We start from the raw sequence: 26,200 nt of genomic DNA on the forward strand, positions 1-26,200 counted from the left end.
GCGGTGAAAAATCGTGGTCGGGCAAGGCAGCGTGCGATATGAGAATTTGGTTCCGGCTGGCGTATGTGGAAAAATAGAGCACCGTTCTATGTAACGGGCACGAACCGGTTAGGCAGTACGCCGCTAGGGTCCTCTGTCCCAAACTGAAAAGGAATATTGGCATGTCCAACATTATTGACAAGGTCGATGCAGCACAGCTGCGCGACGATATCCCGTCCTTCCGCCCAGGCGATACCCTCGACGTTAACGTAAAGGTTATCGAGGGCAACAACGAGCGTGCACAGCTCTTCAAGGGCATCTGCATCCGTCGTCAGGGCTCCGGCATCCGTGAGACCTTCACCGTCCGTAAGGTCTCCTTCGGTATCGGCGTTGAGCGTACCTTCCCGGTTCACTCCCCGAACCTGGAGTCCATCAAGGTCTCCCGCCGTGGCCGCGTCCGCCGTGCGAAGCTCTACTACCTGCGCGATCTGCGCGGCAAGAAGGCTCGCATCAAGGAGCGTCGCTAGTACTAGCGCGCCGCGCGCCAGTTTCCCCTTGCACCCTGCTGTGGGTGGAAGGGGATTTTTCAATGCCCAATTTTGCCTTGAGTTCAGAGGGTCGTTGCAACACTTTCCCTTAGGAGGGTGTTGTTGTGTCTGAGATTATTGGCCCGTTTCATTCGTTGTCTGAATCGGATCGTCGTGGCTTAGTTGCCTTGGTTGGCAGTGGGCGTAGTGTCCGTTCGGCGGCTGGTGAGCTTGGTTGTCATTACGGGCATGCTTTGAATTTTTGTCATGCCTTTGGATTGCCAGTCGTGTTTAAAGCCAAACGAGTTGATCGCCGCGGTAGCCAGGCTTTCCAGCTTGTAGAGCTAGTCCGAAGCGGACTGTCGGTACGCCAAGCTGCTAAAAGATGTGGGATGCATCTTTCTGCGGCTTATGCCGTAGCTACGGAAGCTGGGTGCCATATCCGGTTGAGTCAGTATGCTCGGAAAGTCCGCCAGACGCAGTTAAGAGTGGAATATCTGCGCCTTCGGCTGGCGAGCCTGCCTGGTGGTGATGCTGGCGCGGCAGTAGGAATTGATCGTCGACTGCGTTTAGATTTCGAAAAAGGACTCACCAAATCCCAGGGTCGACGAGAAGAGTTCATACCCGTCGGCGAAGACGCCAGCACGTATAACAGACTTATGAAAGCGCTGCGCCAACGCCATGATGTCATCGAATCCGGAAGGCTTGCCCCTCCCGCCTTACCTAGCGGGGTAGATCCGTATAAACGCATCAGCAATCGCTACATTTGCTTCGAAGAACGCGTCATTATCGCCGATCTTCTCCGCGAAGATGTGCCACTGCGTGAGATTGGGCGCCGTTTAGGGCGAAGTGCATCGTCAATTCAGCGTGAAGTACGCAGAAACCACAGTGCTGAAGGCCCGTATCGTGCGGAAACAGCCCAGTTAAAGGCCTTTGCGCGGAGATTGCGGCCGAAAATACCGAAACTACTAGCCAACAAAAGACTATGGGACTATGTATGCGCACAATTGCGGGCACAATGGTCACCTGAGGAGATTTCTAATCGCCTGCCCATCGACTACCCCACTGATAAGGACATGCGCATTAGTCACGAAACGATTTATGACGCCTTTTACCTGCAGGCCAAAGGAAGACTCAAAGACCTTGGCTTGGACTTGCCGACAGGTAGAAAGAAACGCAAGAAACGTCAAACCCGCTCCAGCACACCTGCCCAGCAACGCTTCGTCGACGACATGATCCTCATAGACGACCGGCCAGATGAGGTAAGTGAACGTATTTTGCCAGGCCACTGGGAAGGCGACCTCATCCTCGGTAAAAACAACCAATCAGCGGTAATCACGCTAGTAGAACGCGTTAGCCGATTTGTTGTCCTTGGCCACCTACCGGGAAGGCATACCAGCAAAGAAGTATTCACAGCCCTGCACAAGGCAGTTGCAGGAATCGATAAAGCTATCTGGTCATCAATTACCTGGGACCAAGGAAGCGAAATGGCTGGCCATAAAGCCTTTACTATGGCCACTGACATTCCCATCTACTTCTGCCATCCAGGATCACCATGGGAACGCGGCAGCAACGAAAACACCAACGGCAGGCTCAGAAGAAACCTTCCTAAAAACAGCGACCTGTCCATCTACAGCGCCGAGGACCTAGAAATGATCGCCAACATTCACAACCACAAACCACGCAAAGCACTCAACTGGCGCACCCCAGCCGAAGTCATGACCAACGCCCTCACACAAACCGGTAGCATCAAACCAAACTAACCATCATCGTTGCAACGACCCCTAGAATCCGCCTGCTCAATTCAGGGTTAAGGGTCAAAATGTGTGTCTGGCTCGGCGTGTCGCTTGGGCTAGATTTGGCCTTTTTGGATGCCGATTGAATGGGTGTAGTTGGTGTCGATAGCGTTGTCGTAGAGGGCTGGTCGTCCTGTTTCGTGGTCGGCTTGGTTCTCGTTGTGGGTCAGGGGTTGTACTTTGGCGAGTTGGTCCTGGCCCCAGTTGGACTGTCTGGCGATTTCTACGGGATCGTCGGGCAGTTCTGTTTTTAGATACAGCCACCACTCCAGCATTCGCCGTTGGTGTTCTCCGCGTCGTCCGCGGTGAGTGCGAGCTAGTAGTTTCAGCTGGGAGTTGATTCCGCCTTCAAGGCTGTTGGTGGTGGCCTTGATCCGGTGCGTGTCAAGGACTCCATCGGGTGGGTTGAGGTAGACAAACAGCAGGTCATTGCGCCAGAGGTGGTTCAAACTGTTGTAGGCCTTGCGCACGCTGGCATGAGTCCAGGTGTGAGTCCAGCGACCGGTCTGAGGGTCTTTGACAAGAGTCTTTTCGTCCAACCAGGTGCGGTAGACCGAGGCGAATTCATGCAGTTGTGCACCCCATTGGCTGGCTTGGTCGATAGTGTTAATGCGTGTGAGTTTGAGTGCTAGCTGGTAGATGGTTCACCCGGCATCAGTGCGTGGGCGTGAGGTGGTGTAGCGCCGTACCACGCGTTGAGCATGCACCAGGCAGCGTTGGACGAGCGTGGTCGGCCAACACTGTTTGATGGCACTGGCAGCTCCTTGGCCCCCGTCGATGACGGCGATTAAAGGTGCTGGGATGCGCTCTAGTAGCTGTTTATAAGCGCGGGTGGTTTCGCGTTTGCACCAGTGCCAGGCGATGACGTGGTCTAGGGTGGCGGCCACGATTAGACATCCACTGGCGGTGTAGGTGCCGTCGATGAAGACTTGGTCGTAGATTCGCCCGGTATGCCCGGTGGGATCAGGAACGTCAACCAGCCAGCACCAGCTAAACCGGCGTTTCATTGTGGAGGCGCTGACACCAATTCGGTCGGCCACTGCTTCCAGTGAGGTTGTGGTGGTGCAGTGTTCAATGAACTGGGTGAATGTGCAAGCTTTAGTGACATCTGGCCGACTTTTATTGACTGAGGCTCCGCAGGCCTTACATCGCCATCGGGTAGTGCCTTTGCTGGTTGTTCCGTTGCGTTTGGTATCACCGCCGCAGTAGCAGCGTGGTCGGTTCTTTGGCATTGAGCCACCACACCACCGCCTACTACCACAGACTGGCAGCCACACCGGGGATTTACCGTGTTGAGGCCAGATATATGCTCCCAAAGCATATATTTCACGCTAACCTACAGGTCAGAACCTAAAAATCCCCGATCCCAGACACACTTTCTGACCCTTAACCCTCAATTCACAGTTGGAAGCCCTGATCTAAACGGAAAGTTGTCTGTGAATCCTCCTGCCGCGAGGGGGATAAGGCCGGAAATCGGACATGGGGTTGCTAGGATCTAGCGCGTGAATAAAGACAGCATCTCGCAGGAACAGTCGCCGGAAGGCGAGGGGGCCCACCCCGTACAGGGCGAGGCCACCCAGCAAGGCAAAGAGGCGACTAAGAAGAAAGAAATGCCGTGGCTGCTGGAAACCCTTCTGGTCGTGGCTACGGTTCTCGTGATCGTCGGACTATTCCAGAACTTTATCGGCCGGCAGTATGTGATCCCATCGGGCTCGATGGAGCCGACTCTGCACGGTTGCGAGGGCTGCACAAATGACCGTATCTTTACGGAAAAGATCTCTTACTACGGTGACGGCGAGCCAGAACCAGGCGATGTCGTCGTGTTTAAAGGTACCGAGGACTGGAATTCCAGCTACGTCTCGCCGCGCTCGTCCAATCCGGTAATTCACGGTGTACAGGATGCGTTGAGCTTCGTATCCTTGGCACCGCCAGACGAAAATACTCTGGTCAAGCGTGTGGTTGCTACTGGCGGACAGACGGTGTCCTGCCAGGAGGGCGATCCTGCTGTCATGGTAGATGGCAAACCCATCGAGCAGGATTACGTGCAAGATCCACCAACGTATCCGGTAGATGAGTCGACCGGCTCGGAGGCCTGTGGTGGTCCGTACTTTGGTCCCGTCGAGGTCCCAGAGGACAACATCTGGGTGATGGGCGATAACCGTACTGCTTCGGCCGATTCGCGCTACCACATGACCGATAAGTTCCACGGCACGGTTCCAGTAGAAAACGTCCGCGGCAAGGTGAAATTCGTATTCTGGCCGTTTACCCGCATTGGTGGGGTCGATGACCCGGACATTCAGGAATAAGCCTTCCTCCCAACGCCTGCGCACCCGGGATTTTCTCATCCCCGTGGTGGCAGGCTTTGTCCTGCTGGTGCTCCTGCAGGCGCTGGTGGGGCGGATGTATGCCATTCCTTCTGCGTCGATGGAACCGACCCTGCACGGGTGTCCGGGCTGCAAGAACGATCGTATCGCCGTGCAAAAGGTCAGCTATTACTTCACGGACCCAAAGCCCGGGGAGGTGGTGGTTTTTGAAGGGCCCGAGTCGTGGAATAACGAGTTTGAGGTCAATCGTTCGCACAATATTTTCGTGCGCGGAGCCCAAAATGCTCTAGCGGCCGTAGGGCTGCTTCCCAATGGGGAAAATATCCTGGTAAAGCGCGTCATTGCTACCGAGGGGCAGACGGTGAGCTGTCAGGCCGGCGATCCTGCGGTCATGGTGAACGGAAAGCCCATTGACCAATCCTTCGTCCTCGATCCGCCGGAGATTCCCGTAGACCCCAGCGTGGGTTCGCGAGAGTGTGGCGGAGAGTATTTTGGCCCGGTCACCGTCCCCGAAGGAAACCTTTGGGTGATGGGTGATAATCGCACCAACTCCCTCGATTCCCGTGCGCACTTGGGTGACCACCTGCAGGGCACCGTGCCGGTCGACAATGTCCGCGGGCGCGTCGAGGCCATCATTTTGCCGCTTTCGCGTTGGGGCGGGGTGGAACACCCGGAAATCTCGCATGCGGCGGCTTAAACAGCGACGCACCTACGAGGTCGCATTGAACAAGGCCGGTTTAGGCCCGGTAGCCGGCGTAGACGAGGCTGGGCGCGGTGCCTGCTGTGGACCAATCACCATCGCAGCTTGTGTGATGCCCGATCGGCCGATCAAGGAGTTGTCGGAACTTACTGACTCCAAGAAGCTCACCCCCAAACAACGCGAGAAGCTTTTTCCACTCATTAAAGACAAGGCTGTGGGCTGGTCTGTGGTGCATATTGGTGCGGGGGACATCGATAAGCGCGGCCTCCAGCACGCCAATATTTCCGGCATGCGCAGGGCAGTTGCGCGCCTGGAGGTACGTCCGGGCTATGTGCTTACCGACGCCCTCTTTATCCCCGGCCTCACCCAACCCCACCTGCCCATTATCGGCGGCGATGCGGCCGCGCGGTGTATCGCCGCGGCGAGTGTGTTGGCCAAAGTCAGCCGCGACCACCTGATGTACGAGCTGGATGCGCGGTACCCCGGCTACGGGTTAGCCAGCCATAAGGGGTACGGAACCAAGGCGCATGAGGCCGCAATCGCGGCGCTTGGAGCGTGCCCGGAGCACCGGATGAGCTATGAGAATGTCCGCCGCGCTCATGCGGATTTTGCCGCGCGTGCCTAGCTAGAAACTAGCGCTTCTCGCGCTAAGCTAAAGCGAGCTAACCCACAACCTGGAGGTCCACCGTGAGTGCAGAGGAACTCGATAACTACGAGGCTGAGGTAGAGCTGTCTCTCTACCGCGAGTACCGGGACGTTGTCAGCCAGTTTTCCTATGTCGTTGAAACTGAGCGGCGCTTTTATCTGGCTAATGCGGTAGAGCTTATTCCGCATACCTCTGGGCCTGATGTCTACTACGAGGTACGCATGTCTGATGCTTGGGTATGGGATATGTACCGCTCCGCGCGCTTTGTGCGCTACGTCCGCGTTATTACATACAAGGATGTCAATATCGAGGAGCTGGATAAGCCGGAATTCATGATGCCGGAATAACTTTGTCAAGCCGGTGCACACAGCGCCGTACCCTAGCTGTGGATAAAAGCGCTGCAGAGCGTAGTTATCCACAGCTAGGGTCTTTTTGCTATTGCGTCCCTTGTATAAGCCTTGCCAACTGCGGTGTTCTGTGCTGGCCAATGAATTTCTCGACGCACAAGGAAACCGCAATGCACTTTAGTTCAGAACACCGCTTGGTCACGAAGAAGCCTCGTCATAAACAAGTCTTAGGTAAAAGGGGAGAGGCCTTTGCAGCGCGCTATCTGCGCGAACGTGGGGCAGAAATCATCGCTGCCAACGTCTCTTATCGGGTGGGAGAGATCGACCTCATCGCCCGGGAACCTAACGGAACCATCGTCTTTGTTGAGGTTAAGACCCGCGCCAATTCCCGCTACGGGGTAGCTGAGGCCGTAACCCCGCAGAAGCTCGGGCGACTGCGTAAAGCCGCGGCGCAGTGGCTCGATGGAAAGCCATTGTCTGAGGTGCGATTCGACGTCATTGCCTTGGTCGCGCGCGGACAGGGGTTTGCGCTGGAACACTTCAAGGGGGTTGAAGATGGCTCTAGGTAATTGTTTGACCATGTCCTTAAACGGAGTCCTAGCTCAGTTAGTTGAGGTAGAAGCAAACGTTGGCCACGGGCTGCCAGGGGTACACGTTGTAGGCCAGACGGATACCGCAATCTCCGAATCTCGGGATAGGATCAGGACCGCAGCCTTTAATTCCCATCTGCCCTGGCCCAAGACCAAAGTGGTGGTCTCCATGTCCCCGGCGTCGCTTCCCAAATCCGGGTCCCACTTTGACCTACCCATAGCGCTTGCGATCCTCGCGGCACAGGCGGAGGCCGACTTCCCGTCTTATGGCAGTACTCCCTCGCCCGTCCAACGTCTCCAGCGCACCTTGGTCTTAGGCGAGCTCGGTCTCGACGGCTCCGTCCGGCCTGTAGCAGGCATTATCCCCGCTCTTCTGGCCGCACGGGAACAAGGAATTACAACTCTCGTTGTGCCACCTGGCAATGCCGCCGAGGCCACATTGGTGCCGGACATGGACGTACTGGTTGCTTCGTCTTTGAAGGAGGCTTTCGGATGGGCCTGCGGTAATCGTGGGCTGCCGCAGGCGGCGAGCTTTACAGGGTCGCTCAGCCCCGCGCCTGCGGCGGGGTCGCGACTCGACTTTAGCGATATCGCTGGCCAAGCTAATGCCAAATGGGCTGCCGAGGTTGCTGCAGCCGGTGGCCATCACCTGATGATGATTGGGCCGCCTGGGTCAGGAAAGTCCATGATCGCCTCGCGCCTGCCCACCATCCTGCCTGCCCTTACCCCAGATCAGCAGGTCGAAACCACCGCAATTCATTCGCTTACCGGAACCCCAGGTGAGATCATCGAGCGCGCCCCGTTCATCGCCCCACATGCCTCAGTTACTCGGGCGGCATTACTTGGCGGCGGTTCCGGACATCCGCGCCCTGGTGCGGTGAGTTTGGCTCACAATGGTGTGCTCTTTCTCGACGAGGCCAGTGAGGTAGCCGCGCCGGTACTCGATGGTCTGCGTGCACCGCTGGAGGAAGGACACGTGCGGTTGGCGCGCTCGCGCCGCGAGGTCACCTATCCTGCCCGCTTCCAATTGGTCATGGCGGCAAATCCGTGCAGGTGTGCGGCCGAAGATCCATCCAAGTGCAGGTGCAATCCCCATGAACGGATGAACTACCTCTCCAACCTCTCCGGACCGTTGCGAGACCGTCTGGATATGGTGGCCACCTTAAGCGGGCAGGCGGCAACAATTAACGCCGACGGTGAAGAGGAATCCGCAGTCATCGCCGAGCGCGTCGCCGCAGCCCGTGAGCGTGCCGCCGCGCGCTGGTGGGCGGATGGCATCACCGCGCGCACCAATGGGGAAGTTCCTTCGTCCTATTTGCGCCGAAAGAGGCCCGCTGCGGAGGCTGCGATGGTCATGTTGTCTGCCTACTTGGCTGAAGGCGATATATCCCAGCGCGGAGTGGACCGCGTATTGAAGCTCTCCTGGACTCTGGCCGATCTAGCAGGAAAGGCGCAGCCGGACCTGGATGAAGTGGGGCGCGCGCTCGATCTACGCGGCTCAATTAACGTCGGGAGGCTCGCAGCATGAGCGAACTTGACCTTTCTACTCCGTATGCGACCTGGGTATATCTCAATCGGGTGGTGGAAGGCCCCTCTGCTGCATTGCAGGCCCTGCTCACGCAATACCCAGCTGAGGAAATCGCCCACGGAATCTACAATCGCGCCGACTGGATAGGCCCGCTTTTGGCGCGCACGGCCTCCCGCTATGACTGGTTGCGGCAAGCCGAAGATATGGCGGCAGCCGAAAAAGTTGGGGCCCGGCTCATTACGGCAGAAAGCCCAGAGTGGCCCACAGAGGAGTTTGACACTGCATTCGGTTTCTATCAGCACAGCGGGGAGGCCCCAGCTACTTTTGATGACCAAGCATTGCCGCCGCATAGCCTGTGGGTGCGCGGTGCGCCATTGCAGGCAGAGGTTGCTCAAGCTGTGGCCATCGTCGGTACTCGTGCCATTTCTCGCTATGGCTGGCAGGCCACCCAAAACGTCGTGTCCGGATTGGTTCAGCATGAATGGACTCCAATATCAGGCGGCGCGCTGGGAGTGGATACCGTCGCGCACGAAACAGCGTTGCACAACAACGGGCGCACGGTAGCCATAGCAGCGTGCGGCATCGATAGGGATTACCCAGCCCGCAATGCCAACTTATTCGCCAAGATTGCGGACAATGGTTGCATCATCTCTGAATTCGCGCCGGAAACCGCGCCGAAGCGCCACCGGTTCTTAACGCGTAATCGCTTAGTGGCAGCATTGAGCCACGGCACCGTCGTGATGGAGGCGGCATTTCGATCTGGCGCGTTGAATACCCTCAACTGGGCAGAAGCGCTTGGGCGAGTTGCGATGGCGGTGCCGGGGCCGATAACTACTAGCGGCTCGTTGGGCTGCCACCAGCGCATTCAAGAAGGCCGCGCACAGCTGGTTACCAGTGCTGATGAAATTCGCGCTCTAGTAAGTCGCGCCGGGGAAGTAGACCCAGGTGCACAGTACGAAATCAATTTTGCGGCAACCATGACCCAACGCCTCTCCCGCAATGAGTTGCGCGTCTTTGACGCCACGCCACCGCTAGGACAGGAAAAAGCAACGGCAGAAGACATTGCCCGAGAAGCGGGATTCCGTTTACCGCTGACAGTTCACTTACTGCTGGCACTGGAAAAGATGTGCGTTGTCGTCCGGCATGGCAATACCTGGGCACGCCGGGAAACGGAATAAATGGCACCTGCGTTTGGCGAGTACACTGCTGTGGCATGAGTGAAGATGGAAAGTCCGCGAAGGCTCTAAAAGTTGAGGGGCAGATGGCTGAGGCCATTGAGGACTTCGCGGATTTCCAACTACATGTCAAGGGCCGTGCAGAAGCGACGGTGCGCGGGTATCGCTCCGACTTGCGCGACCTTGCACGCAGCGTGCCTACCTTCGCGGAGTTTGACCTCAACAGCCTGCGCCAATGGTTGGCCGAGGCTGTTGCGGAAGGAAAATCGCGTTCCACCCTGGCACGGCGCACCGCGGCAGCGAAGGGATTTTCTACTTGGGCAGTGCGCGAAGGGCACCTTAAGCGAGACGTTGCTGCCCGCTTAGTTACGCCCAAAGTGGGGCGTCACCTTCCAACGGTTCTCGCTCCGGAGCAAGCCGGCGAGCTTATGGGCAATGCGGTCTCTGCAGATGAAGTCCACTTCCTTCGCGATAGCGCCATCCTAGAGTTGCTCTATGCCTCCGGTATGCGCGTGGCGGAGTTGGTCCGGCTAGACCTAGGCGATATTGATTTTCAACGCGGTACCTTGCACGTCACCGGTAAGGGCAATAAGCAGCGCGTAGTGCCTTTCGGGCACGCAGCGGAAGACGCTTTAAAGCAGTGGATTGACAAAGGCCGTGGAGAAATCGCCACGGCTGAAACTGAAGCGGTTTTTGTTGGCAGCAGGGGAGGGCGCATCGATCAACGCCAGGTGCGCCGCATTGTAGAAAAGGCCGCCAAAGTCACTGGTACACAGGGACTAACCCCGCACGGGGTGCGCCACTCTGCCGCAACCCACCTTTTGGAAGGTGGGGCAGATTTGCGCGTAGTGCAAGAACTGCTGGGGCACTCCTCGCTTAATACCACGCAGATTTATACCCACGTATCCGCGCAGCGCTTGCAGCGCGTATACGACCAAGCCCATCCCCGAGCTTAAAGCGGTTTGAGGCGAATTACCGGCATATCCAGCAGAGATAAAGGATCGATGTAGGTATCTTTTGCGATTAGTGCACCCCAGTGTAGTCCGGGATAGCCATCGACGGGATTGCCTAAACGGCCTATCACTTGGCCCTCGCGGACTTCTTGGCCCTGCTTTACGGAGCCGTGCACGGGCTGATACGTCGTTCTCACTCCATCCGCGTGGGCAATGGAGACAACTGGTTTGCCGGCCACCGTGCCCACAAAGGCGACTTCGCCGTCTTCGGCGGCTACTACCGGCGAGCCTACTGATAGGGCCATGTCGACGCCGCGGTGGCCAGGGCTCCACTTTTGTTCTGGGGCGTCGAATCCACGCAACACCCGCGCCGGGCTAGGTTTTCCGGAAGCAGGGTCGACATAGGCCGTGGCCGGTGGGCAACACAGAATAAGAAGCGAAAGAAGGGTGAGGAAAGTGGTGGGGAGGAAGGTGGGGCGTCGGCAAGCAGGAAATGCGGAGGGGGAAAGGAACTGATTCATGGGCACAGTGTCAGCCGGAAAGAAGCGTTTCGGGAGTCCGTTCTCTTTTAGCTGTGGACAACTTGGGTTGCGTGATGTGATTGAGCCGGTTGTGACGATTGATGCAATGTGGCTGCGGCAAAGTTGTGGATAAGCTGTCTTCGGTTTGGAAAAACCAGCGTAAGGGGATTATTCTTTGGGGCAGCAGTGTGTCCACCTCGTGGAGGCATTGACTACGCGCGGCGAAGTTGTCGCTTCCTGCTGGAAGGAAGAGACAGCCTGACGGTTGACGTGGTCCTTGGAAACAAGGTGTCAGCGGGGCCTTCGTTGCTAGGGTGCGGAATAAAACACCGCACAACTGGAAAACCGAAAGACAAGATAAAAGAAAGCGAGCGAATCATGGCAGTTGTAACCATGCGCGAGCTCCTCGACGCTGGTGTGCACTTTGGTCACCAGACCCGTCGCTGGAATCCGAAGATGCGTCGTTTCATCTTCACCGACCGTAACGGCATCTACATCATCGACCTGCAGCAGACGCTGACCTACATTGACGAGGCTTATGAGTTCGTCAAGGAAACCGTTGCACACGGCGGCACCATCCTGTTCGTTGGTACCAAGAAGCAGGCTCAGGAAGCAGTTGCTGAGGAAGCTACCCGCGTCGGTATGCCTTACGTCAACCACCGCTGGTTGGGCGGCATGCTCACCAACTTCCAGACCGTTTCCAAGCGTCTGAAGCGCATGAAGGAGCTTCAGGCAATGGATGAGCGTGAGGACGGCTACAAGGGCCGCACCAAGAAGGAAGTTCTCATGCTCAACCGTGAGCGCGCCAAGCTCGAGCGCGTTCTGGGTGGCATCTCCGATATGGCCAAGACCCCATCCGCACTGTGGATTGTTGATACTAACAAGGAGCACATTGCGGTTAAGGAAGCTCGTAAGCTGAATATTCCGGTAGTCGCCATCTTGGACACCAACTGTGATCCGGATGAAGTTGATTTCCCGATCCCAGGCAACGACGACGCCATCCGCTCCACCAAGCTGCTTTCCGGCATCGTTGCTTCCGCTGTAGAGGAAGGCAAGAAGGCGCGCGAGGAGCGCCAGCTGGCTGCAGCTAAGGAAGCTGCCGGCGATTCCGCTGAGAAGGAAAAGCGCGATGCTGAGGCGGCTGCCGCAGCTTCCGACCCGGCTTCCGCGGAAAAGTCTGAGGAAGCATCCGCAGACAAGGCCGAGAAGTAGTCTTAGCTTCTCGCTAGGAATTTTCCTCACCTGCGTTTAACTGAATACCCCACGCACTTTTGGTGTGGGGCAGCAAGGGAGTAATTCCTGCCCAAGGCTGTTTACCAACCCCCGCCACCGTGCTGTAACGGCGGCGGGGGTTGGTTTTATCTATGCTGGGTGCTGCTGAAACCAGCTCCACTTTCATACATAGGTGGGAAGGGGTGGTTTCTGCCACCCTAAAGCGGCGCGATTTCACCGCGTCGACTACGCTGTTTGAACGAACACTGTTTGATTTTCAAGGAGGATCGCCCCAACTATGGCGAACTACACTGCTGCAGACGTCAAGGCACTGCGCGAAGCTACCGGCTCCGGCATGCTCGATTGCAAGAAGGCTCTGGAAGAGTCCAACGGCGACTACGATAAGGCCGTTGAGTACCTGCGCATCAAGGGCGCTAAGAACGTCTCCAAGCGCGCTGACCGTGAGGCTACCGAGGGCCTCATCGCCGTTTCTGGCAACACCATGGTCGAGATCAACTGTGAGACCGACTTCGTTGCTAAGAACGAGGCTTTCAAGATCTTCGCAGCCAAGATTGCTGACGCTGCTGCTGAGGCCAAGGCAAACTCCGCTGACGAGCTCAACAACATTGAGATCGACGGCAAGAAGGTCTCCGAGGTCGTGGACGAGGAGTCCGCAAAGACCGGTGAGAAGCTGCAGGCACGCCGTGCGGTTACCGTAGAGAGCGACAACGTTGCCGTTTACCTGCACCAGCGTTCCGCTGACCTGCCGCCAGCAGTGGGCGTGTTGGTTTCCTACGAGGGCAGCGAGGAAGGCGCTCACGCTGCAGCCCTGCAGATTGCTGCCATGAACGCTGAGTACCTCACCCGCGAGGACGTTCCTGCAGAGATCGTTGAAAAGGAGCGCGAGATCGCTGAGGCCACCACTCGTGAGGAGGGCAAGCCAGAGGCAGCCCTGCCGAAGATCGTGGAAGGCCGCCTGAACGGCTTCTTCAAGTCCATCGTTCTGCTGGAGCAGGCTTCCCTGTCTGATAACAAGAAGACCGTAAAGCAGGTTGCTGAAGAAGCTGGCACCACCATCACCGGCTTCGTTCGCTACGAGGTTGGCGCTTAAGCCCACCCCCGTTTTAACGACTAGCCCACGAAGGACTATCCTTCGTGGGCTTTGTTGTGCGCTTACCGTGCCGACTAGTGCGGATTGTCTATCCGCAGGAGAGGGACCGGCACGTAGCAATTGCCTACTGGCTTGCACCGGCAGGCGGTGTGAGGAAGCGAAAGATATATGGGTAAGATAGGGCGGAGATTGAAACTGCCCCGCGTTAAGGAGACGAAGTAGGCGTGACTGCTGCAGAAATTAAGCGAACCGGATACAAGCGAGTAATGCTGAAGCTGGGCGGTGAGATGTTTGGCGGCGGCAAGGTCGGCATCGACCCAGATGTGGTTGAAAACGTAGCCCGCCAAATCGCCGAGGTTTCCCGCCAGGGAATCGAGATTGCAGTGGTTATCGGTGGCGGAAACTTCTTCCGCGGCGCCGAGCTTTCCCAGCGCGGCATGGATCGTGCTCGCTCGGACTACATGGGCATGCTGGGCACGGTAATGAATTCCCTCGCACTGCAGGACTTCCTCAAGCAGCAAGGCGTGGACTGCCGCGTGCAGACCTCCATCAACATGGCGCAGATTGCCGAGCCGTACCTGCCGCTGCGCGCTGACCGCCACCTGGAAAAGGGCCGTGTGGTTATCTTTGGCGCCGGCATGGGCATGCCGTACTTCTCCACGGATACCACTGCCGCGCAGCGCGCCCTGGAAATTGGTGCCGAGGTTCTTTTCTTGGCCAAGGCAGTCGACGGTGTCTACTCCGATGACCCACGCACCAACCCGGATGCGGAACTGTACTCTGAAATCACTCCGCGTGAGGTTATTGAAAAGGGCCTTAAGGTTGCGGATGCCACGGCCTTTAGCCTGTGCATGGACAATGATATGCCAATTTTGGTCTTTAACCTGCTGGAAGAAGGTAATATCGCCCGCGCCGCCGGCGGTGAAGTTATCGGCACGCTGGTGCAGTCCTAATACTGTAAGGGCTGCGAACCTGCTACCTTTTTATACAGCCACCCCTATTCGTTTAAGGATGATTTAACCTCATGATCGATGAGATTCAGCTCGAAGCAGAAGAGCACATGACCGCTTCCGTCGAGCACACCCGCGAGCAGCTAGTGACCATTCGTACCGGCCGCGCGAATCCCACTATGTTCAACGGCTTGGTAGCCGAATACTACGGTGTACCTACCCCGATTACCCAGATGGCTACCATTTCCGTACCGGAACCGCGCATGCTGCTCATCAAGCCTTATGAGCAGTCCATGATTCATGAGATTGAAAACTCCATCCGCAACTCGGATTTGGGCGTGAATCCCACCAACGATGGTCAGGTTCTGCGCGTGACCGTTCCACAGCTGACGGAGGAGCGTCGTAAGGAAATGGTGAAGCTGGCCAAGAGCAAGGGCGAGGACGGCAAGATTGCTATCCGTAATATTCGCCGCAAGGCCATGGAGCAGTTGAAGAAGCTGCAGAAGGACGGCGACGCCGGCGAGGACGAGGTCATCGCAGCGGAAAAGGAAATGGAAAAGATTACTTCCGGCTACATCGAGCAGGTGGACAAGCTGGTAGAAAATAAGGAAAACGAGCTCATGGAGGTCTAAGACCTCCCGTCATTGCCGCCGTGCCCGTCCCCGGCCGGCGGCGCTTTTTCTGTTCCGCAGCCTACAGCTCTGAAGTTTGGAGTAGGGGAGGTCGAGCAGTGGAAAGTTAGCGAGGGAGCGCGAAAGAAGCAGCGAAAGGAGCCGGTCATCGTGAGTGACGCCATTAACCGCCGATTGCCTCAGCCGAAGAATGGCGCAGGCCGCGATTTGCCGGCCGCTATCGGCGTCGGCGTAGGTCTCGGCGCACTCGTCGTGCTCGCCGTATGGGCCGGCCCACTCGCGTGGTACGCGTTTGTGGCCCTTGCAGTTGGCGTTGCTATGTGGGAGGTGCTCAGCCGCCTGCGGGAGCATTCCTACTATATCCCGCGCACGTTGCTCATTATTTTGGGCCAAGCTATGGTGTGGGTCTCGTGGCCACTGGGCGCGCCCGGCCTTGTTGCGGTCTATGTCACCGCTGTGCTGGCGCTTATGTTTGGTCGCCTCTTCCATAATGGTCGCCATCGCCCACCAATTAACTACCTGCGGGATATGTCCGTCGGCATTTTTGTGCTGACATGGATTCCGCTTTTTGCCACCTTCGCAGCAATGCTGTCCCTGGTGTCGACCCCATTTGCCAGTGGCGCCGCCTCCATCGTGGTCTTCATGTTGTGCGTGGTGGCCTCCGATACTGGTGGCTATATCGCTGGCGTGATGTTTGGCTCGCATCCCATGGCCCCTGCAGTAAGCCCAAAGAAATCGTGGGAGGGCTTTGCCGGGTCCATCCTCTTTGGCGTGGTCACCGGCGCGCTTACCGTTAAGTTCCTGCTCCATCACGATGCCTGGGTGGGCGGCCTGATGGGGCTTGGCCTTGTCATTTGCGCCACCTTGGGCGACTTAGTGGAATCACAGTTTAAGCGTGAGCTGGGAATCAAAGACATGTCGGCCCTGCTGCCAGGCCATGGGGGCCTGATGGACCGCCTAGATGGCATGCTGCCTTCCGCCATGGTCACCTGGGTGGCCATTAGCTTCCTGGCAACGTTCACGCCATAGAAGCAGCGGGTACGCAAAAGCCGCCTCTCCCCAATAGTCCGTCCTAAGAAGGCAGGACAGGGGGAGAGGCGGCTTTTTAAGACCTATACCTGCTGAGCCTGCTTGCGCAGTTGGCGGCGCAACTCAAACATGCGCCAGCCACCCACTAGCGCCATGATGAGTGCTCCGCCAATGGCGAAGATGAGGAAAGCGATTCCAGCAGGGAACTCACCGGACCAGCCTAGGAAATTCATGGGAACCGCGTGCTGGTTTTGCATGATGAAAACAATGAGAACAATCAGTAGCAGGAAACCTACGATGAGCGCGATCCATGTGCTGGCTGCGAAAGATCCCTTCGCCTTGCCGGAAGGCTGGGTGGAGTGAGAAGTAGAGTCAGAGACCGTCGGCTCTAGGCTAGAACCGGTCTCCGGTGCAGAAGCGTTCATCTCCGTCGAGGAGAGGTCTGCGTCGGAAGAAGAAAAGTCATCTGCGGGGTAATTCGGATTTGTCATGTATCCATTATTTCTTTAAACCTGTCGATTATGCCACTTGGCACGGCTTTCAATTGGAAAAACCCACGCAGACCGTGGAAAGATGGGCAACACTATGGCTCAACCAGTGAAACTTAATTTCTCCGCCCCGCGCCGCGGACTTCCCCCTAAGCACTTCGCCGACCTGACCGAAAACGAGCGCATTGATAAGCTCGCCGAAATTGGCCTACCTAAATTCCGTGCAAAGCAGCTGGCTAAGCACTATTACGAGCACTATACCGACAATGTGGAGGATATGACCGATATCCCCGCCGGCAAGCGCGAAGCAGTTAAGGAAGCCTTCTTCCCTGAGCTCATGAAGCCTATCCGGACCACCTCCACGGATGACGGCGAGACCACTAAGTCCCTGTGGCGTTTGCATGATGGCACGCTGCTGGAGTCGGTTCTGATGCGCTACCCTGGACGCGCTACGTTGTGTATTTCTTCCCAGGCCGGCTGCGGTATGGCCTGCCCGTTCTGCGCTACCGGCCAGGGCGGTCTGGACCGTAACTTGTCTACGGGCGAGATCGTTGAGCAGTTCCGCCATGCTGCAGCCGCAATGGCGGCAGAAGGTGGCCGCCTGTCCAACGTGGTCTTCATGGGCATGGGAGAGCCATTGGCCAACTACAAGCGCGTGGTGCAGGCCGTGCGGCAGATTACCGGCCAGGATGGTGTCGGCTTTGGTCTTTCCCAGCGCAACGTGACTGTGTCTACCGTGGGCTTGGCTCCGGCAATCCGTAAGCTGGCGGACGAGGATTTGGCCTGCACGCTCGCCGTTTCCTTGCACACTCCGGATGATGAGCTGCGCGATGGCCTCGTGCCGGTCAATAACCGTTGGTCCGTCGATGAGGTGCTCGATGCTGCGCGTTATTACGCGGATAAGTCTGCCCGCCGCGTGTCTATTGAGTATGCCCTGATTCGCGATAAGAATGATCAAGATTTCCGCGCGGATATGCTGGGCCGCAAGCTGCATCAGAAGCTGGGCTCCAAGGTTCACGTCAATGTCATTCCGCTCAATCCCACGCCGGGCTCGGAGTGGGATGCGGCCCCGCAGGACCGCCAAGACGAGTTCGTGCGCCGCGTACAGGCCCAAGGCGTTCCTTGCACGGTGCGCGATACCAAGGGTGATGAGATTGCGGCAGCTTGTGGTCAGCTCGCAGCGGATGAACGGGAAGATAAGTCCGCCTAACTGATAAGATTGGCGGATATGATTACTCCGAATTATCCGCCGCTTGCAGATGACCCCACCTCGCAGGCCTTGGCCGTGCGCGGTCTGAATAAATCTTTCGCTGGACGCCCCGCGGTGTCGAATTTGAGCCTCGACATCCCGCGGGGCTCTATTTATGGCATCGTTGGCCCTAATGGCGCCGGCAAAACCACCATGTTGACCATGGCATGTGGTCTGCTGCGCCCAGATAGCGGTGAGGCGTTCATCGCTGGGCACAATACGTGGCAGGAACCGATTGCGGCCAAGGCAGCGATGGGCCTGCTCATTGATGGCGCTCCCGTCTTTGACCGCTTGTCCGGCCCAGAGTACCTGTTTTATCTAGGCGCTTTGCGCAGCATGAACCAAACCGAGGTGGAGCGCCGCAGCGCACAGCTGCTAGATGCCTTGCAGCTTGCCGACGCCGCCGATAAACCCATCGCGGACTATTCCGCCGGCATGACTAAGAAGATTCTTTTGGCAGGTGCGCTTTTGCATAATCCGGAAGTCGTGATCCTCGACGAGCCTTTGGAAGCGGTGGACCCAGTCTCGGGCCAGCTCATTCAGGAGCTCTTGCGCGCCTATGTCGCCCGCGGTGGCACCGTAATCCTGTCTTCACACGTTATGCAATTGGTAGAAGGATTGTGTGATCATGTAGCCATTATCGCGGGAGGACAGGTGTTATCTGCTGGCCACGTCGAGGAGGTGCGCCAAGGCGGCAGCCTGACGGATGCTTTCATCCACTTTGCCGGTGGCAGTGACTTTGATGCGCGCTCTTTCGACTGGCTGCGTCGTGAAGGCGGCGATCCGCAGCGTGGGGAAGGGGAGGCGTAGGTTCAATGACTTCGACGCTCCTCAAGCTGCACCGCACACTGTGGGCGCGCAATCTCAAGGCGAATGCCGCGGCGGTCATGATCCCTATCTGCCTATTGCTCTACGGACTCATAGGCCTTGCGTCGCTAGGAGCTCTTGCTGCGGCAGATATCTCCATCGGAACTGGAAAAATGCAAGCGCTGGCCGTGGCCCCCGCTGTAGGCACACTTGCCTTTATCGTTATCACCCTCATCATGCCCAGCGGGGAGAATCAGCTTTCTGCCCGTGAACTTTCCGCGTTGCCGGTGCGCTTAAAAGACATCACACCGGCACTGGCTATTGCCTCAATACTCAATCTGCGCGCTCCGGTATCTGTCTTGCTCTCCATCGCCTATGCGGTGGCGGGAAGTGTGATCTTGGCGGCCAATGGCAAGGCATTGTTCATCGTGTCCTTCTGCCTGGGTATGCTCTTTGCCCTAGTGCTGACGCTGGTTTTAGTGGACCTTGCGGTCTATGTCGGGGCTACTGTCGCGGAGCTAAGCTCGACCTCCCTTAAAGTTTTGGGTGCGCTGGCGGTGTTCTTGCTCATCTTTGGTTCTAATCGGCTTGCTTCCCTCGCTGGCTCTGACTTCCCATTGGGAACTGTCGGCGAGGGGCTGGCATGGACGCCCGTAGGCGCACCAGTGGGCTGGGCGCTCGCGCTCGCCCAAGGCCAACTGGCGGTGGCACTTGCACAGGTCCTCATCGCCGCGGCGTCGTTGGGCACAGCCGTGTGGGCGTGGCATCGGTTGCTGCGCCTGCAATTCGAGCGCCGCACACTCTTCTCTCCGGCGCACCAACGCCGCGAAAAGGCCAAAGGGGTAAGGCGCTTTTCCTTGGGCACCTTTTCCTATCGCGGTCCGGCTGCCATGGAATTTACGCGCTCGTTGCGCTACATCTTCCGTGACTCTCGCCTTATCGGCACCATCATCATGCAGCCGATTTTGGCAATCGTCTTTATCATTCAGGGCTTTACTACTGATTCCGACTTGCCGTCTATAGGAATGCTATTTCTGGGACTCTTCGGCGGAATGGTAGCCACTAATGATTTTGGCTACGACGGTCCAAGCCTGTGGGTAAAGATGGCCGCCCCAGTCCGTCCGCGCACCTTGCTCTACGCGCGGCACTGGGCGCACTTGGCGCCCACAGCCATAATCTTCGTCCTCTCGGCGGCGGTGCTTTTCACGGTGAGCGCCGACAAAGCGCTCACCGGGTGCTTGATGGTGGTAGCACTGGGAATTTTCATTTCTTCTGCGGGATTGTCATTGCTGCTTTCCACCTTTAATCCCTTTGCCACCGCGTGGCCCGGTGGCAGTATGTGGGCAGATAAATCTGGCTACTCGGCCAGCGCCTTCTTAAGCGCAATCTTGAACCTGTTTATTGGCTGGACGCCGATTATTCCCGGCGTCATTCCAATGGCCATCGGCTACGGCTCGAATATGGTTCTGGTTGCGCTGGGGTTTATCCTCGTCATTGCGGTTCCCGTTGCGTGCTATATCGTTGCCCTCCGGGTAAGCGGCAAACGCGTGGACAACTCCTTGCCTGAGATATACGCCAAGGTGGGGCACTGGGTGTCTTAATCCTCTGGTCCCCGAGACAGTGGCCGCATCGCGGCCCTCGCAGGCGCGGTTGGGTTCGTCGGGCTGGGAGTGGGGCCTAAACGACAGAATGTGTTGGTGAGTAGGAGGGGCGTCGCGGGTTAAGCGACAAAATGTGTGTCCGGAATCGTTGATTTTCATGCTCTGAACTCCGCGTTTGCGGAAAATATATGCTCCAAAAGCATATATTGGCCCTCTCTTGCGAAAATCCCCGGTGTGGCTGCCATGGTGTGCTACGGAGCGGTGGTTCGNGTGTGTCCGGAATCGTTGATTTTCATGCTCTGAACTCCGCGTTTGCGGAAAATATATGCTCCAAAAGCATATATTGGCCCTCTCTTGCGAAAATCCCCGGTGTGGCTGCCATGGTGTGCTACGGAGCGGTGGTTCGGTTGCCCAATGCCAAAGAACCGACCACGCTGCCATTGTGGCGGCGATATGAAACGAAACGGCACCACCAGCAACGGGACGACCCGGTGGCGGTGCAAAATCTGCGGTGCTTCACTGACCAAGCAGCGCAGCGATATCACCAACGCAGCCCTATTTCGTGCGTTCATCCAGCACCTGACCGCCGGGACCAGTCTTGCGGCGATCGCCGGCAACATGAGCTGCTCGACACGTACGCTGCAGCGCAAATTCGATGCCTTTTGGCTGGTTGACGTGCCTGACCCGACCATCGGCCATACAGGCAGGGTCTACGACCAGATCTTCATCGACGGCACCTACACCGCAGGTGGCTGTCTGATCGTGGCGGCAACGCTCGACCACGTCATCGCCTGGCACTGGTGCAAACAAGAAACCACACACGACTACAAGCGCCTGCTCGAGCGCATCGAAGCACCGTTGATCGCTGTGATCGACGGTGGCCGAGGAGCCACAAGCGCAATTAAAACGTGCTGGCCAAACACCAAAATCCAACGCTGCCTCGTGCACGCCCAACGCAGAGTACGCCGCTACACCACCTCACGACCACGCACTGATGCTGGCCGCACCATCTACCGACTCGCGCTGAAACTCACCCGCATCACCACCCTGGACGAGGCTGCACAATGGGGTGCACAACTGCAAGAGTTTCACACGCTCTACAAGGATTGGCTCAACGAAAAGACACAGGTCAAAGACCCGAAAACAGCAAAAGACACACTCGTGTGGACCCATGTCAACGTGCGCAAGGCCTACAACAGTCTCAACCACCTGTGGCGCAATGACCTGCTGTTTGTCTACCTCAAGCCCCCGAAAGGTGTGCTCGAGCCGCACCGGATCAAATCCACCACCAACAGTCTTGAAGGCGGCATCAACGCCCAGCTGAAGCTCCTTGCAAGAACTCATCGCGGCAGACGCGGTGAGCACCAACGCAAAATGCTGGATTGGTGGCTGTATCTGAAAACGGAACTGCCTGGCGATCCAATAGAAATCGCCAGACAGTCCAACTGGGGCCAGAACCAACTCGCCAAAGTTACAACCCTGACCCGAAACGAGAACCAAGCCGACTATGAAACAGGACAACCAGCCCTCTACGACAACGGTATCGATACCGAGTACACACACTCAATCGGCATCCAAAAAGGCCACATCTAACCCCGCGACACGCCGATAGCAGACACACATTTTGTCGCTTAACCCGGCGTCGCCAAACGGAGGCATAAAGGAACCGCCGGCCTTCGCGGGGAAGGGCGGCGGTAGCTAAAGCGTACTAAAAGCTTAGAGCGCGTGCTTGCCGGAAGTAACCGGGGTGGCGTTGTTGGTGCCTGGCTCAACGCGCAGGTGAGAAACGCGGGAAGGCTCAATGTTGAGCGCGCGCAGCTGGGAATCGGTCAGCTCGGCGTATACGCCGGTGTTGGTCTTCTGGTCGTAGACCCAGTCCGGCTCCTGGTGGCCCACCGGCTGGTTGCGGGCGGTTACGGTGCGAACCTGGTGCAGCTTAGGCTGGAAAGCGTGGATGAGCAGGCCAACGACGAGCAAGATAGCCAAGGCAATGAGCCAGATGGTCTCAACGTGGCCCTTGTGGTTACCAAAGTTGTAGGCAAGCAGGAACAGGACAGAAATCCAACCGGCAATCTGTACGCCAGAGCGGCTGATGCGGGACCAACCGAATCCTGCGGATGGAACGTCCTCAGTAGAAACACCGTCAAATACCTGCGGTACCGGCTTGTGGGAAGACACTTGCTCTCCTTCGCTTCTGCGTGTGTCCGTCTGTGCGATGGGCATGCGGGCACACCAATGCCATTTGTCTGTTACACATTCTAAAACATCGCACCTTAGATGGCGATTAAACACCCCCGTCGCAGTGTGGCGTACCTGCCGCGACCGCCCAATGGTGGTGGGCGCTAGGGTGGAAGCGTGACTACTCAGCGAATACTCATTCTTGGTTCCACCGGTTCAATCGGCACGCAAGCTCTGGAAGTTATTGCGGATAATCCCGATAAATTCGACGTCGTGGGAATCGCTGCGGGTGGCTCCAACCCGCAGCTGATCATCGAACAAGCCCGTAGCCTCAACCTTTCGTTTGACCACGTTGCCGTGGCCGACGAGGACGCCGCGGCCGAGGTGTCGGCTGCTTTAGGTGGTTCGGTTTTGCGTGGCGCCGACGCTGCAGAGGACCTAGTGCGCTCGACCCCGGCCGATACGGTACTCAATGCCTTGGTGGGGTCTTTGGGGCTCAAGGCCACCTTGGCCACCTTGGAGATGGGCGAGTACCTAGCCTTGGCCAATAAGGAATCCCTCGTCGCGGGCGGCACACTGGTTACGCAGAAGGCGCGCCCTAGCCAGATTATCCCTGTTGACTCGGAACATTCCGCCATGGCGCAGTGCCTGCGTGCCGGCGAGGAGGGGGAGCTGGATAAGCTCGTCCTTACCGCCTCTGGTGGCCCCTTCCGCGGTTGGTCGCGCGAAGAGATGTGGGATGTGACCCCTGAGCAGGCAGCGCAGCACCCTACGTGGTCCATGGGGCAGATGAATACCCTCAACTCTGCCACCCTCATTAACAAGGGCCTGGAGCTTATTGAAGCAACGCTGCTCTTTGACATCGCCCCGGAGCGCATCGACGTCACCGTGCACCCGCAGTCCATCATTCACTCCATGGCCACCTTCAAGGATGGCTGCACGATTGCTCAGGTCTCGCCGCCGTCGATGAAGCTGCCCATTTCGCTAGCGCTGAATTGGCCGCACCGCGTACCAGGTGCCCAGCCGGCTTTGGACTTTGCGCAGGCGCATGATTGGCGTTTTGAGCCGCTTGACGATGCCGCCTTTCCCGCCGTCAACCTCGCCCGCCGGGCCGCGGCTGAGGGAACAGGGGTCATCTACAACGCCGCCAATGAGGAGGCAGCGGCCGCGTTCTTGTCCGGGCGCATCCATTTCCCGGAGATCGTGGACGTCGTGGGCAGGATCCTTGATTCCGCATCCGAGTTTGCTGGTGTAGTCTCTAGCCTCGATGAAATCCTCGCGGTGGAAGGCGAGGCGCGCAGGCGCGCGAATGCGCTGATTGATTCGCTGGCTGACTAGAAAGCTTTCACACCATGGCAAACTTGCTGGGCATTGTGTTTTTCGCCCTTGGCATCGGGCTTACCGTAGCGCTGCACGAAGCAGGCCATATGCTCACTGCGCGTGCCTTTGGCATGCGCGTGCGCCGTTATTTTATTGGCTTTGGGCCGCGCCTATTTTCCTTCCGGAAGGGCCACACCGAATATGGACTTGCGGCCTTCCCAGTAGGTGGGTTTTGCGATATCGCTGGCATGACCGCGCAGGATGAATTCCTCACCGAGGAAGAAGAACCCCATGCGATGTATAAAAAGCCGTGGTGGCAGCGCATAATCGTGATGGCCGGCGGCATCGGTGTCAACCTGATTTTGGGCTTTGTCATCCTCTACTTTGTGGCGATGACGGCTGGTCTACCCAATCCGGATGCTGATGTGCGCCCGCGCGTGGGCGAGGTGACTTGCTCGGCCAATCAGAAGCCGAACCAAGAGCTAGAAACGTGCACGGGTAAAGGCCCCGCTGGAAAGGCCGGAGTGCAGGAGGGCGATATTATTGTGGCCCTCGATGGCCAGAAGCTGGATTCTTTTACCCAGCTGCGCGATGAGGTAATGCAGCGCCCTGGCGAGACCATCACGCTGACGGTCGAGCGCGGTGGGGAAGACAGGGACTTCACAATCCACCTCGATACGGTCAAGCGGTTGAACCAAGACGGCGAGCTAGTGGATGCTGGCTCAATCGGGCTGAGCAATCAGCTTATCGATGTCGTAGAAAAGCACGACGCCGTCGACGCCCTACCGGCAACCTGGCGCTTTAGCACCTATTCGCTGGGCGCAACGGTCGATGGTCTCAAGCAATTCCCCGGCAAAATTCCGGGTGTGGTGGCCTCCATCTTCGGCCACGAACGCGAGGCCGATGGCCCGATGTCCGTCGTCGGCGCTTCTCGCGTGGGCGGCGAATTGGCGGAGCGCTCCCTGTGGTCGATGTTCTTTATGATGCTGGCCACGCTGAACTTCTTCCTTGCACTCTTTAACCTGATTCCGCTGCCGCCTTTCGACGGCGGACATATCGCCGTCATCATCTATGAAAAGCTGCGCGATGGCATCCGCAAGCTGGCAGGCAAGCCCGCTCTGGGCCCGGCCGATTACACCAAGTTGATGCCGGTGACCTACGTGATAGCCGCGCTGCTAATGGGCGTTGGTGTCATAGTCATCGTCGCCGATGTGGTCAACCCCATACGGCTATTTGGCTAGCCGCCGTAGCCCCCGCTGCGTGCACTTCAGGCATAAAGCAAGCAGTGCTAGAGTGGGGGCGTTAATCACCCACCGTATGTACTTACTGTGCTTCAACAAGGAGAATTCATGTCGACCCCCATCGGTCTAGGAATCCCAGACGGCCCACCACCAGTCCTGCACCCACGCCGCAAGACTCGTCAGCTGCAGGTGGGCCCGGTCGGTGTCGGCTCTGACTCGCCCATCTCGGTGCAGTCGATGACCAATACCAAGACGCACGACATCAATGGCACACTGCAGCAGATCGCGCAGCTGACCGCTTCCGGCTGCGATATCGTGCGCGTGGCTTGCCCTAAGCCCATCGATGCGGAGGCACTTCCGGCCATTGCCAAGAAATCTCCCATCCCGGTGATTGCGGATATCCACTTCCAGCCTAAGTACATCTTCCAGGCCATCGATGCTGGTTGCGCCGCCATCCGCGTGAACCCGGGCAATATCCGCGAGTTTGATGGCCGCGTGAAGGAAGTCGCTAAGGCCGCCGGCGATGCCGGCATTCCAATTCGCATCGGCGTGAATGGTGGCTCCTTGGACAAGCGCTTGCTGGAGAAGTATGGCAAGGCCACCCCGGAGGCACTCGTCGAGTCCGCTATTTGGGAGGCTGGCCTCTTTGAGGAGCACGGTTATGGCGATATCGCTATTTCCGTTAAGCACTCCGATCCGGTTCTGATGGTGGAGGCCTACCGCCAGCTGGCGGAAAAGACTGATTACCCGCTGCACCTCGGCGTGACCGAGGCTGGTCCGAAGTTCATGGGCACCATCAAGTCTTCGGTTGCCTTTGGCGCACTGTTGGCAGAAGGCATTGGCGATACCATTCGCGTGTCCCTGTCCGCTCCGCCGGTAGAGGAAATCAAGGTGGGCGACCAGATTCTGCAGTCGCTCAACCTGCGCCCGCGCAAACTGGAAATCGTCTCCTGCCCGTCCTGTGGCCGCGCCCAGGTGGACGTTTACAAGCTGGCGGAGGAAGTTACCGCAGGATTGGAGGGCATGGAGTTCCCGCTGCGCGTTGCCGTGATGGGCTGCGTTGTCAACGGTCCGGGCGAGGCCCGCGATGCTGACCTCGGTGTTGCCTCCGGCAATGGCAAGGGTCAGATCTTTGTTAAGGGCGAGGTCGTTCGCACCGTGCCGGAGGACAAGATTGTGGAAACCCTCATTGAAGAGGCCATGCGCATTGCCGATGAGCAGGGTATGGAAGCCGTGGAAGGTGCCAAGGCTGAGGTTCGCGTAACCCAGTAATTTACCCACTTTGAGCAGACTGCC

25 protein-coding genes and 1 pseudogene are annotated in these 26,200 nt (G+C 57.8%); 22 read left to right on the top strand and 4 right to left on the bottom strand.

All coding sequences use genetic code 11. The annotated features are described in order from the left end of the window. Nucleotides 1-161 precede the first annotated feature (161 nt). Nucleotides 162-506: a 50S ribosomal protein L19 gene (gene rplS, locus LG376_RS08070; RefSeq protein WP_005325245.1), complete on the top strand. Its 345-nt coding sequence runs from the start codon at nt 162-164 to the stop codon at nt 504-506. A 125-nt stretch (nt 507-631) separates the two neighbouring features. Then, nucleotides 632-2,269 carry an IS30 family transposase gene (locus LG376_RS08075; protein ID WP_225746787.1) on the top strand — a complete coding sequence of 546 codons (1,638 nt, stop codon included), beginning with the start codon at nt 632-634 and terminating at the stop codon, nt 2,267-2,269. Between the two features lie 89 nt (nt 2,270-2,358). On the opposite strand, the pseudogene LG376_RS08080 reads toward LG376_RS08075, so the two are convergent. Beyond that, a pseudogene (locus LG376_RS08080) lies at nt 2,359-3,534 on the bottom strand (IS1249 family transposase). Nucleotides 3,535-3,804: 270 nt separating this feature from the next. Between LG376_RS08080 and lepB (LG376_RS08085) the strand changes: the two are divergent. The 8 genes from lepB (LG376_RS08085) (at nt 3,805) to LG376_RS08120 (ending at nt 10,568) form a co-directional block, all read left to right on the top strand. After that, entirely contained in the window at nt 3,805-4,608 is an 804-nt protein-coding gene (lepB, locus tag LG376_RS08085) for a signal peptidase I (RefSeq protein WP_049377482.1), read from the top strand. After that, nucleotides 4,586-5,323, top strand: a complete 738-nt coding sequence (gene lepB, locus LG376_RS08090; protein WP_225746788.1) for a signal peptidase I — start codon at nt 4,586-4,588, stop codon at nt 5,321-5,323. The genes lepB (LG376_RS08085) and lepB (LG376_RS08090) overlap by 23 nt, the downstream gene beginning before the upstream one ends. After that, a complete protein-coding gene (locus tag LG376_RS08095) occupies nt 5,310-5,951 on the top strand; it encodes a ribonuclease HII (protein ID WP_225746789.1) in 642 nt (213 codons plus the stop codon). Before lepB (LG376_RS08090) ends, LG376_RS08095 begins: the two co-directional genes overlap by 14 nt. A gap of 62 nt (nt 5,952-6,013) precedes the next feature. Further along, a complete protein-coding gene (locus LG376_RS08100; RefSeq protein WP_005325239.1) occupies nt 6,014-6,319 on the top strand; it encodes a DUF2469 domain-containing protein in 306 nt (101 codons plus the stop codon). Between the two features lie 170 nt (nt 6,320-6,489). Further along, nucleotides 6,490-6,888, top strand: coding sequence for a YraN family protein (locus LG376_RS08105; RefSeq protein WP_225746790.1), 399 nt, complete (start codon nt 6,490-6,492; stop codon nt 6,886-6,888). Continuing rightward, nucleotides 6,875-8,437, top strand: a complete 1,563-nt coding sequence (locus LG376_RS08110; protein WP_225746791.1) for a YifB family Mg chelatase-like AAA ATPase — start codon at nt 6,875-6,877, stop codon at nt 8,435-8,437. The genes LG376_RS08105 and LG376_RS08110 overlap by 14 nt, the downstream gene beginning before the upstream one ends. Next, complete coding sequence (gene dprA, locus LG376_RS08115) at nt 8,434-9,615, top strand: DNA-processing protein DprA (RefSeq protein ID WP_198491628.1); 1,182 nt, start codon at nt 8,434-8,436, stop codon at nt 9,613-9,615. The genes LG376_RS08110 and dprA overlap by 4 nt, the downstream gene beginning before the upstream one ends. 35 nt (nt 9,616-9,650) lie before the next feature. Next, nucleotides 9,651-10,568 carry a tyrosine recombinase XerC gene (locus tag LG376_RS08120; RefSeq protein ID WP_198491627.1) on the top strand — a complete coding sequence of 306 codons (918 nt, stop codon included), beginning with the start codon at nt 9,651-9,653 and terminating at the stop codon, nt 10,566-10,568. Here LG376_RS08120 and LG376_RS08125 read toward each other — a convergent pair. Next, the gene (locus LG376_RS08125; RefSeq protein ID WP_225746792.1) at nt 10,565-11,086 is read right to left on the bottom strand and encodes a M23 family metallopeptidase; all 522 of its coding nucleotides are present in this window, start codon (nt 11,084-11,086) and stop codon (nt 10,565-10,567) included. The genes LG376_RS08120 and LG376_RS08125 overlap by 4 nt on opposite strands. 378 nt (nt 11,087-11,464) lie before the next feature. On the opposite strand from LG376_RS08125, the gene rpsB reads away from it, so the two are divergent. The 5 genes from rpsB to LG376_RS08150 all read left to right on the top strand — a co-directional run bounded on the left by rpsB (nt 11,465) and on the right by LG376_RS08150 (nt 16,020). Then, nucleotides 11,465-12,298: a 30S ribosomal protein S2 gene (rpsB, locus tag LG376_RS08130; protein WP_049377474.1), complete on the top strand. Its 834-nt coding sequence runs from the start codon at nt 11,465-11,467 to the stop codon at nt 12,296-12,298. A gap of 298 nt (nt 12,299-12,596) precedes the next feature. After that, a complete protein-coding gene (tsf, locus tag LG376_RS08135; protein ID WP_225746793.1) occupies nt 12,597-13,409 on the top strand; it encodes a translation elongation factor Ts in 813 nt (270 codons plus the stop codon). Nucleotides 13,410-13,675: 266 nt separating this feature from the next. Then, nucleotides 13,676-14,362, top strand: a complete 687-nt coding sequence (pyrH, locus tag LG376_RS08140) for a UMP kinase (protein ID WP_023027755.1) — start codon at nt 13,676-13,678, stop codon at nt 14,360-14,362. Nucleotides 14,363-14,433: 71 nt separating this feature from the next. Next, a complete protein-coding gene (gene frr / locus LG376_RS08145; RefSeq protein ID WP_005325221.1) occupies nt 14,434-14,991 on the top strand; it encodes a ribosome recycling factor in 558 nt (185 codons plus the stop codon). 150 nt (nt 14,992-15,141) lie between these two features. Next, nucleotides 15,142-16,020: a phosphatidate cytidylyltransferase gene (locus tag LG376_RS08150; RefSeq protein WP_193393087.1), complete on the top strand. Its 879-nt coding sequence runs from the start codon at nt 15,142-15,144 to the stop codon at nt 16,018-16,020. A gap of 83 nt (nt 16,021-16,103) precedes the next feature. On the opposite strand, the gene LG376_RS08155 is transcribed toward LG376_RS08150, so the two are convergent. Beyond that, entirely contained in the window at nt 16,104-16,511 is a 408-nt protein-coding gene (locus LG376_RS08155) for a lipopolysaccharide assembly LapA domain-containing protein (RefSeq protein WP_225746794.1), read from the bottom strand. An 82-nt stretch (nt 16,512-16,593) separates the two neighbouring features. On the opposite strand from LG376_RS08155, the gene rlmN reads away from it, so the two are divergent. The 4 genes from rlmN to LG376_RS08175 all read left to right on the top strand — a co-directional run bounded on the left by rlmN (nt 16,594) and on the right by LG376_RS08175 (nt 21,758). Continuing rightward, nucleotides 16,594-17,718: a 23S rRNA (adenine(2503)-C(2))-methyltransferase RlmN gene (gene rlmN, locus LG376_RS08160; protein ID WP_225746795.1), complete on the top strand. Its 1,125-nt coding sequence runs from the start codon at nt 16,594-16,596 to the stop codon at nt 17,716-17,718. An 18-nt stretch (nt 17,719-17,736) separates the two neighbouring features. Beyond that, entirely contained in the window at nt 17,737-18,567 is an 831-nt protein-coding gene (locus LG376_RS08165) for an ABC transporter ATP-binding protein (protein WP_225746796.1), read from the top strand. Between the two features lie 5 nt (nt 18,568-18,572). Continuing rightward, complete coding sequence (locus LG376_RS08170; protein ID WP_225746797.1) at nt 18,573-20,165, top strand: hypothetical protein; 1,593 nt, start codon at nt 18,573-18,575, stop codon at nt 20,163-20,165. 414 nt (nt 20,166-20,579) lie between these two features. Then, nucleotides 20,580-21,758 (top strand): IS256-like element ISCre1 family transposase, encoded by a 1,179-nt coding sequence (locus tag LG376_RS08175; protein ID WP_013887464.1) that lies wholly within the window; start codon nt 20,580-20,582, stop codon nt 21,756-21,758. 123 nt (nt 21,759-21,881) lie between these two features. On the opposite strand, the gene LG376_RS08180 is transcribed toward LG376_RS08175, so the two are convergent. Beyond that, nucleotides 21,882-22,388, bottom strand: coding sequence for a DUF2631 domain-containing protein (locus LG376_RS08180; RefSeq protein WP_193393089.1), 507 nt, complete (start codon nt 22,386-22,388; stop codon nt 21,882-21,884). Nucleotides 22,389-22,520: 132 nt separating this feature from the next. Here LG376_RS08180 and dxr point away from each other — a divergent pair, with 132 nt between their 5' ends. From dxr to ispG, 3 genes are all read left to right on the top strand, one after another. Then, entirely contained in the window at nt 22,521-23,681 is a 1,161-nt protein-coding gene (gene dxr / locus LG376_RS08185) for a 1-deoxy-D-xylulose-5-phosphate reductoisomerase (RefSeq protein ID WP_225746798.1), read from the top strand. Nucleotides 23,682-23,695: 14 nt separating this feature from the next. Next, nucleotides 23,696-24,904 (top strand): RIP metalloprotease, encoded by a 1,209-nt coding sequence (locus LG376_RS08190; RefSeq protein ID WP_049377467.1) that lies wholly within the window; start codon nt 23,696-23,698, stop codon nt 24,902-24,904. 108 nt (nt 24,905-25,012) lie between these two features. Continuing rightward, entirely contained in the window at nt 25,013-26,176 is a 1,164-nt protein-coding gene (ispG, locus tag LG376_RS08195; RefSeq protein ID WP_023021310.1) for a flavodoxin-dependent (E)-4-hydroxy-3-methylbut-2-enyl-diphosphate synthase, read from the top strand. Nucleotides 26,177-26,200: the final 24 nt, after the last annotated feature.

The sequence above is a fragment of the Corynebacterium sp. Marseille-P4611 genome (assembly GCF_916618765.1).
Lineage (GTDB): Bacteria > Actinomycetota > Actinomycetes > Mycobacteriales > Mycobacteriaceae > Corynebacterium > Corynebacterium marquesiae.

What these genes read in the sequence shown, in the direction of transcription:
- rplS (WP_005325245.1), top strand. Translation starts at nt 162, where the DNA reads ATGTCCAACATTATTGACAAGGTCGATGCAGCACAGCTGCGCGACGAT.
- lepB (WP_225746788.1), top strand. Translation starts at nt 4,586, where the DNA reads ATGACCCGGACATTCAGGAATAAGCCTTCCTCCCAACGCCTGCGCACC.
- LG376_RS08095 (WP_225746789.1), top strand. Translation starts at nt 5,310, where the DNA reads ATGCGGCGGCTTAAACAGCGACGCACCTACGAGGTCGCATTGAACAAG.
- LG376_RS08105 (WP_225746790.1), top strand. Translation starts at nt 6,490, where the DNA reads ATGCACTTTAGTTCAGAACACCGCTTGGTCACGAAGAAGCCTCGTCAT.
- LG376_RS08110 (WP_225746791.1), top strand. Translation starts at nt 6,875, where the DNA reads ATGGCTCTAGGTAATTGTTTGACCATGTCCTTAAACGGAGTCCTAGCT.
- dprA (WP_198491628.1), top strand. Translation starts at nt 8,434, where the DNA reads ATGAGCGAACTTGACCTTTCTACTCCGTATGCGACCTGGGTATATCTC.
- LG376_RS08120 (WP_198491627.1), top strand. Translation starts at nt 9,651, where the DNA reads ATGAGTGAAGATGGAAAGTCCGCGAAGGCTCTAAAAGTTGAGGGGCAG.
- LG376_RS08125 (WP_225746792.1), bottom strand. Translation starts at nt 11,086, where the DNA reads ATGAATCAGTTCCTTTCCCCCTCCGCATTTCCTGCTTGCCGACGCCCC.
- rpsB (WP_049377474.1), top strand. Translation starts at nt 11,465, where the DNA reads ATGGCAGTTGTAACCATGCGCGAGCTCCTCGACGCTGGTGTGCACTTT.
- tsf (WP_225746793.1), top strand. Translation starts at nt 12,597, where the DNA reads ATGGCGAACTACACTGCTGCAGACGTCAAGGCACTGCGCGAAGCTACC.
- pyrH (WP_023027755.1), top strand. Translation starts at nt 13,676, where the DNA reads ATGCTGAAGCTGGGCGGTGAGATGTTTGGCGGCGGCAAGGTCGGCATC.
- frr (WP_005325221.1), top strand. Translation starts at nt 14,434, where the DNA reads ATGATCGATGAGATTCAGCTCGAAGCAGAAGAGCACATGACCGCTTCC.
- LG376_RS08155 (WP_225746794.1), bottom strand. Translation starts at nt 16,511, where the DNA reads ATGACAAATCCGAATTACCCCGCAGATGACTTTTCTTCTTCCGACGCA.
- rlmN (WP_225746795.1), top strand. Translation starts at nt 16,594, where the DNA reads ATGGGCAACACTATGGCTCAACCAGTGAAACTTAATTTCTCCGCCCCG.
- LG376_RS08165 (WP_225746796.1), top strand. Translation starts at nt 17,737, where the DNA reads ATGATTACTCCGAATTATCCGCCGCTTGCAGATGACCCCACCTCGCAG.
- LG376_RS08170 (WP_225746797.1), top strand. Translation starts at nt 18,573, where the DNA reads ATGACTTCGACGCTCCTCAAGCTGCACCGCACACTGTGGGCGCGCAAT.
- LG376_RS08175 (WP_013887464.1), top strand. Translation starts at nt 20,580, where the DNA reads ATGCCAAAGAACCGACCACGCTGCCATTGTGGCGGCGATATGAAACGA.
- LG376_RS08180 (WP_193393089.1), bottom strand. Translation starts at nt 22,388, where the DNA reads ATGCCCATCGCACAGACGGACACACGCAGAAGCGAAGGAGAGCAAGTG.
- LG376_RS08190 (WP_049377467.1), top strand. Translation starts at nt 23,696, where the DNA reads ATGGCAAACTTGCTGGGCATTGTGTTTTTCGCCCTTGGCATCGGGCTT.
- ispG (WP_023021310.1), top strand. Translation starts at nt 25,013, where the DNA reads ATGTCGACCCCCATCGGTCTAGGAATCCCAGACGGCCCACCACCAGTC.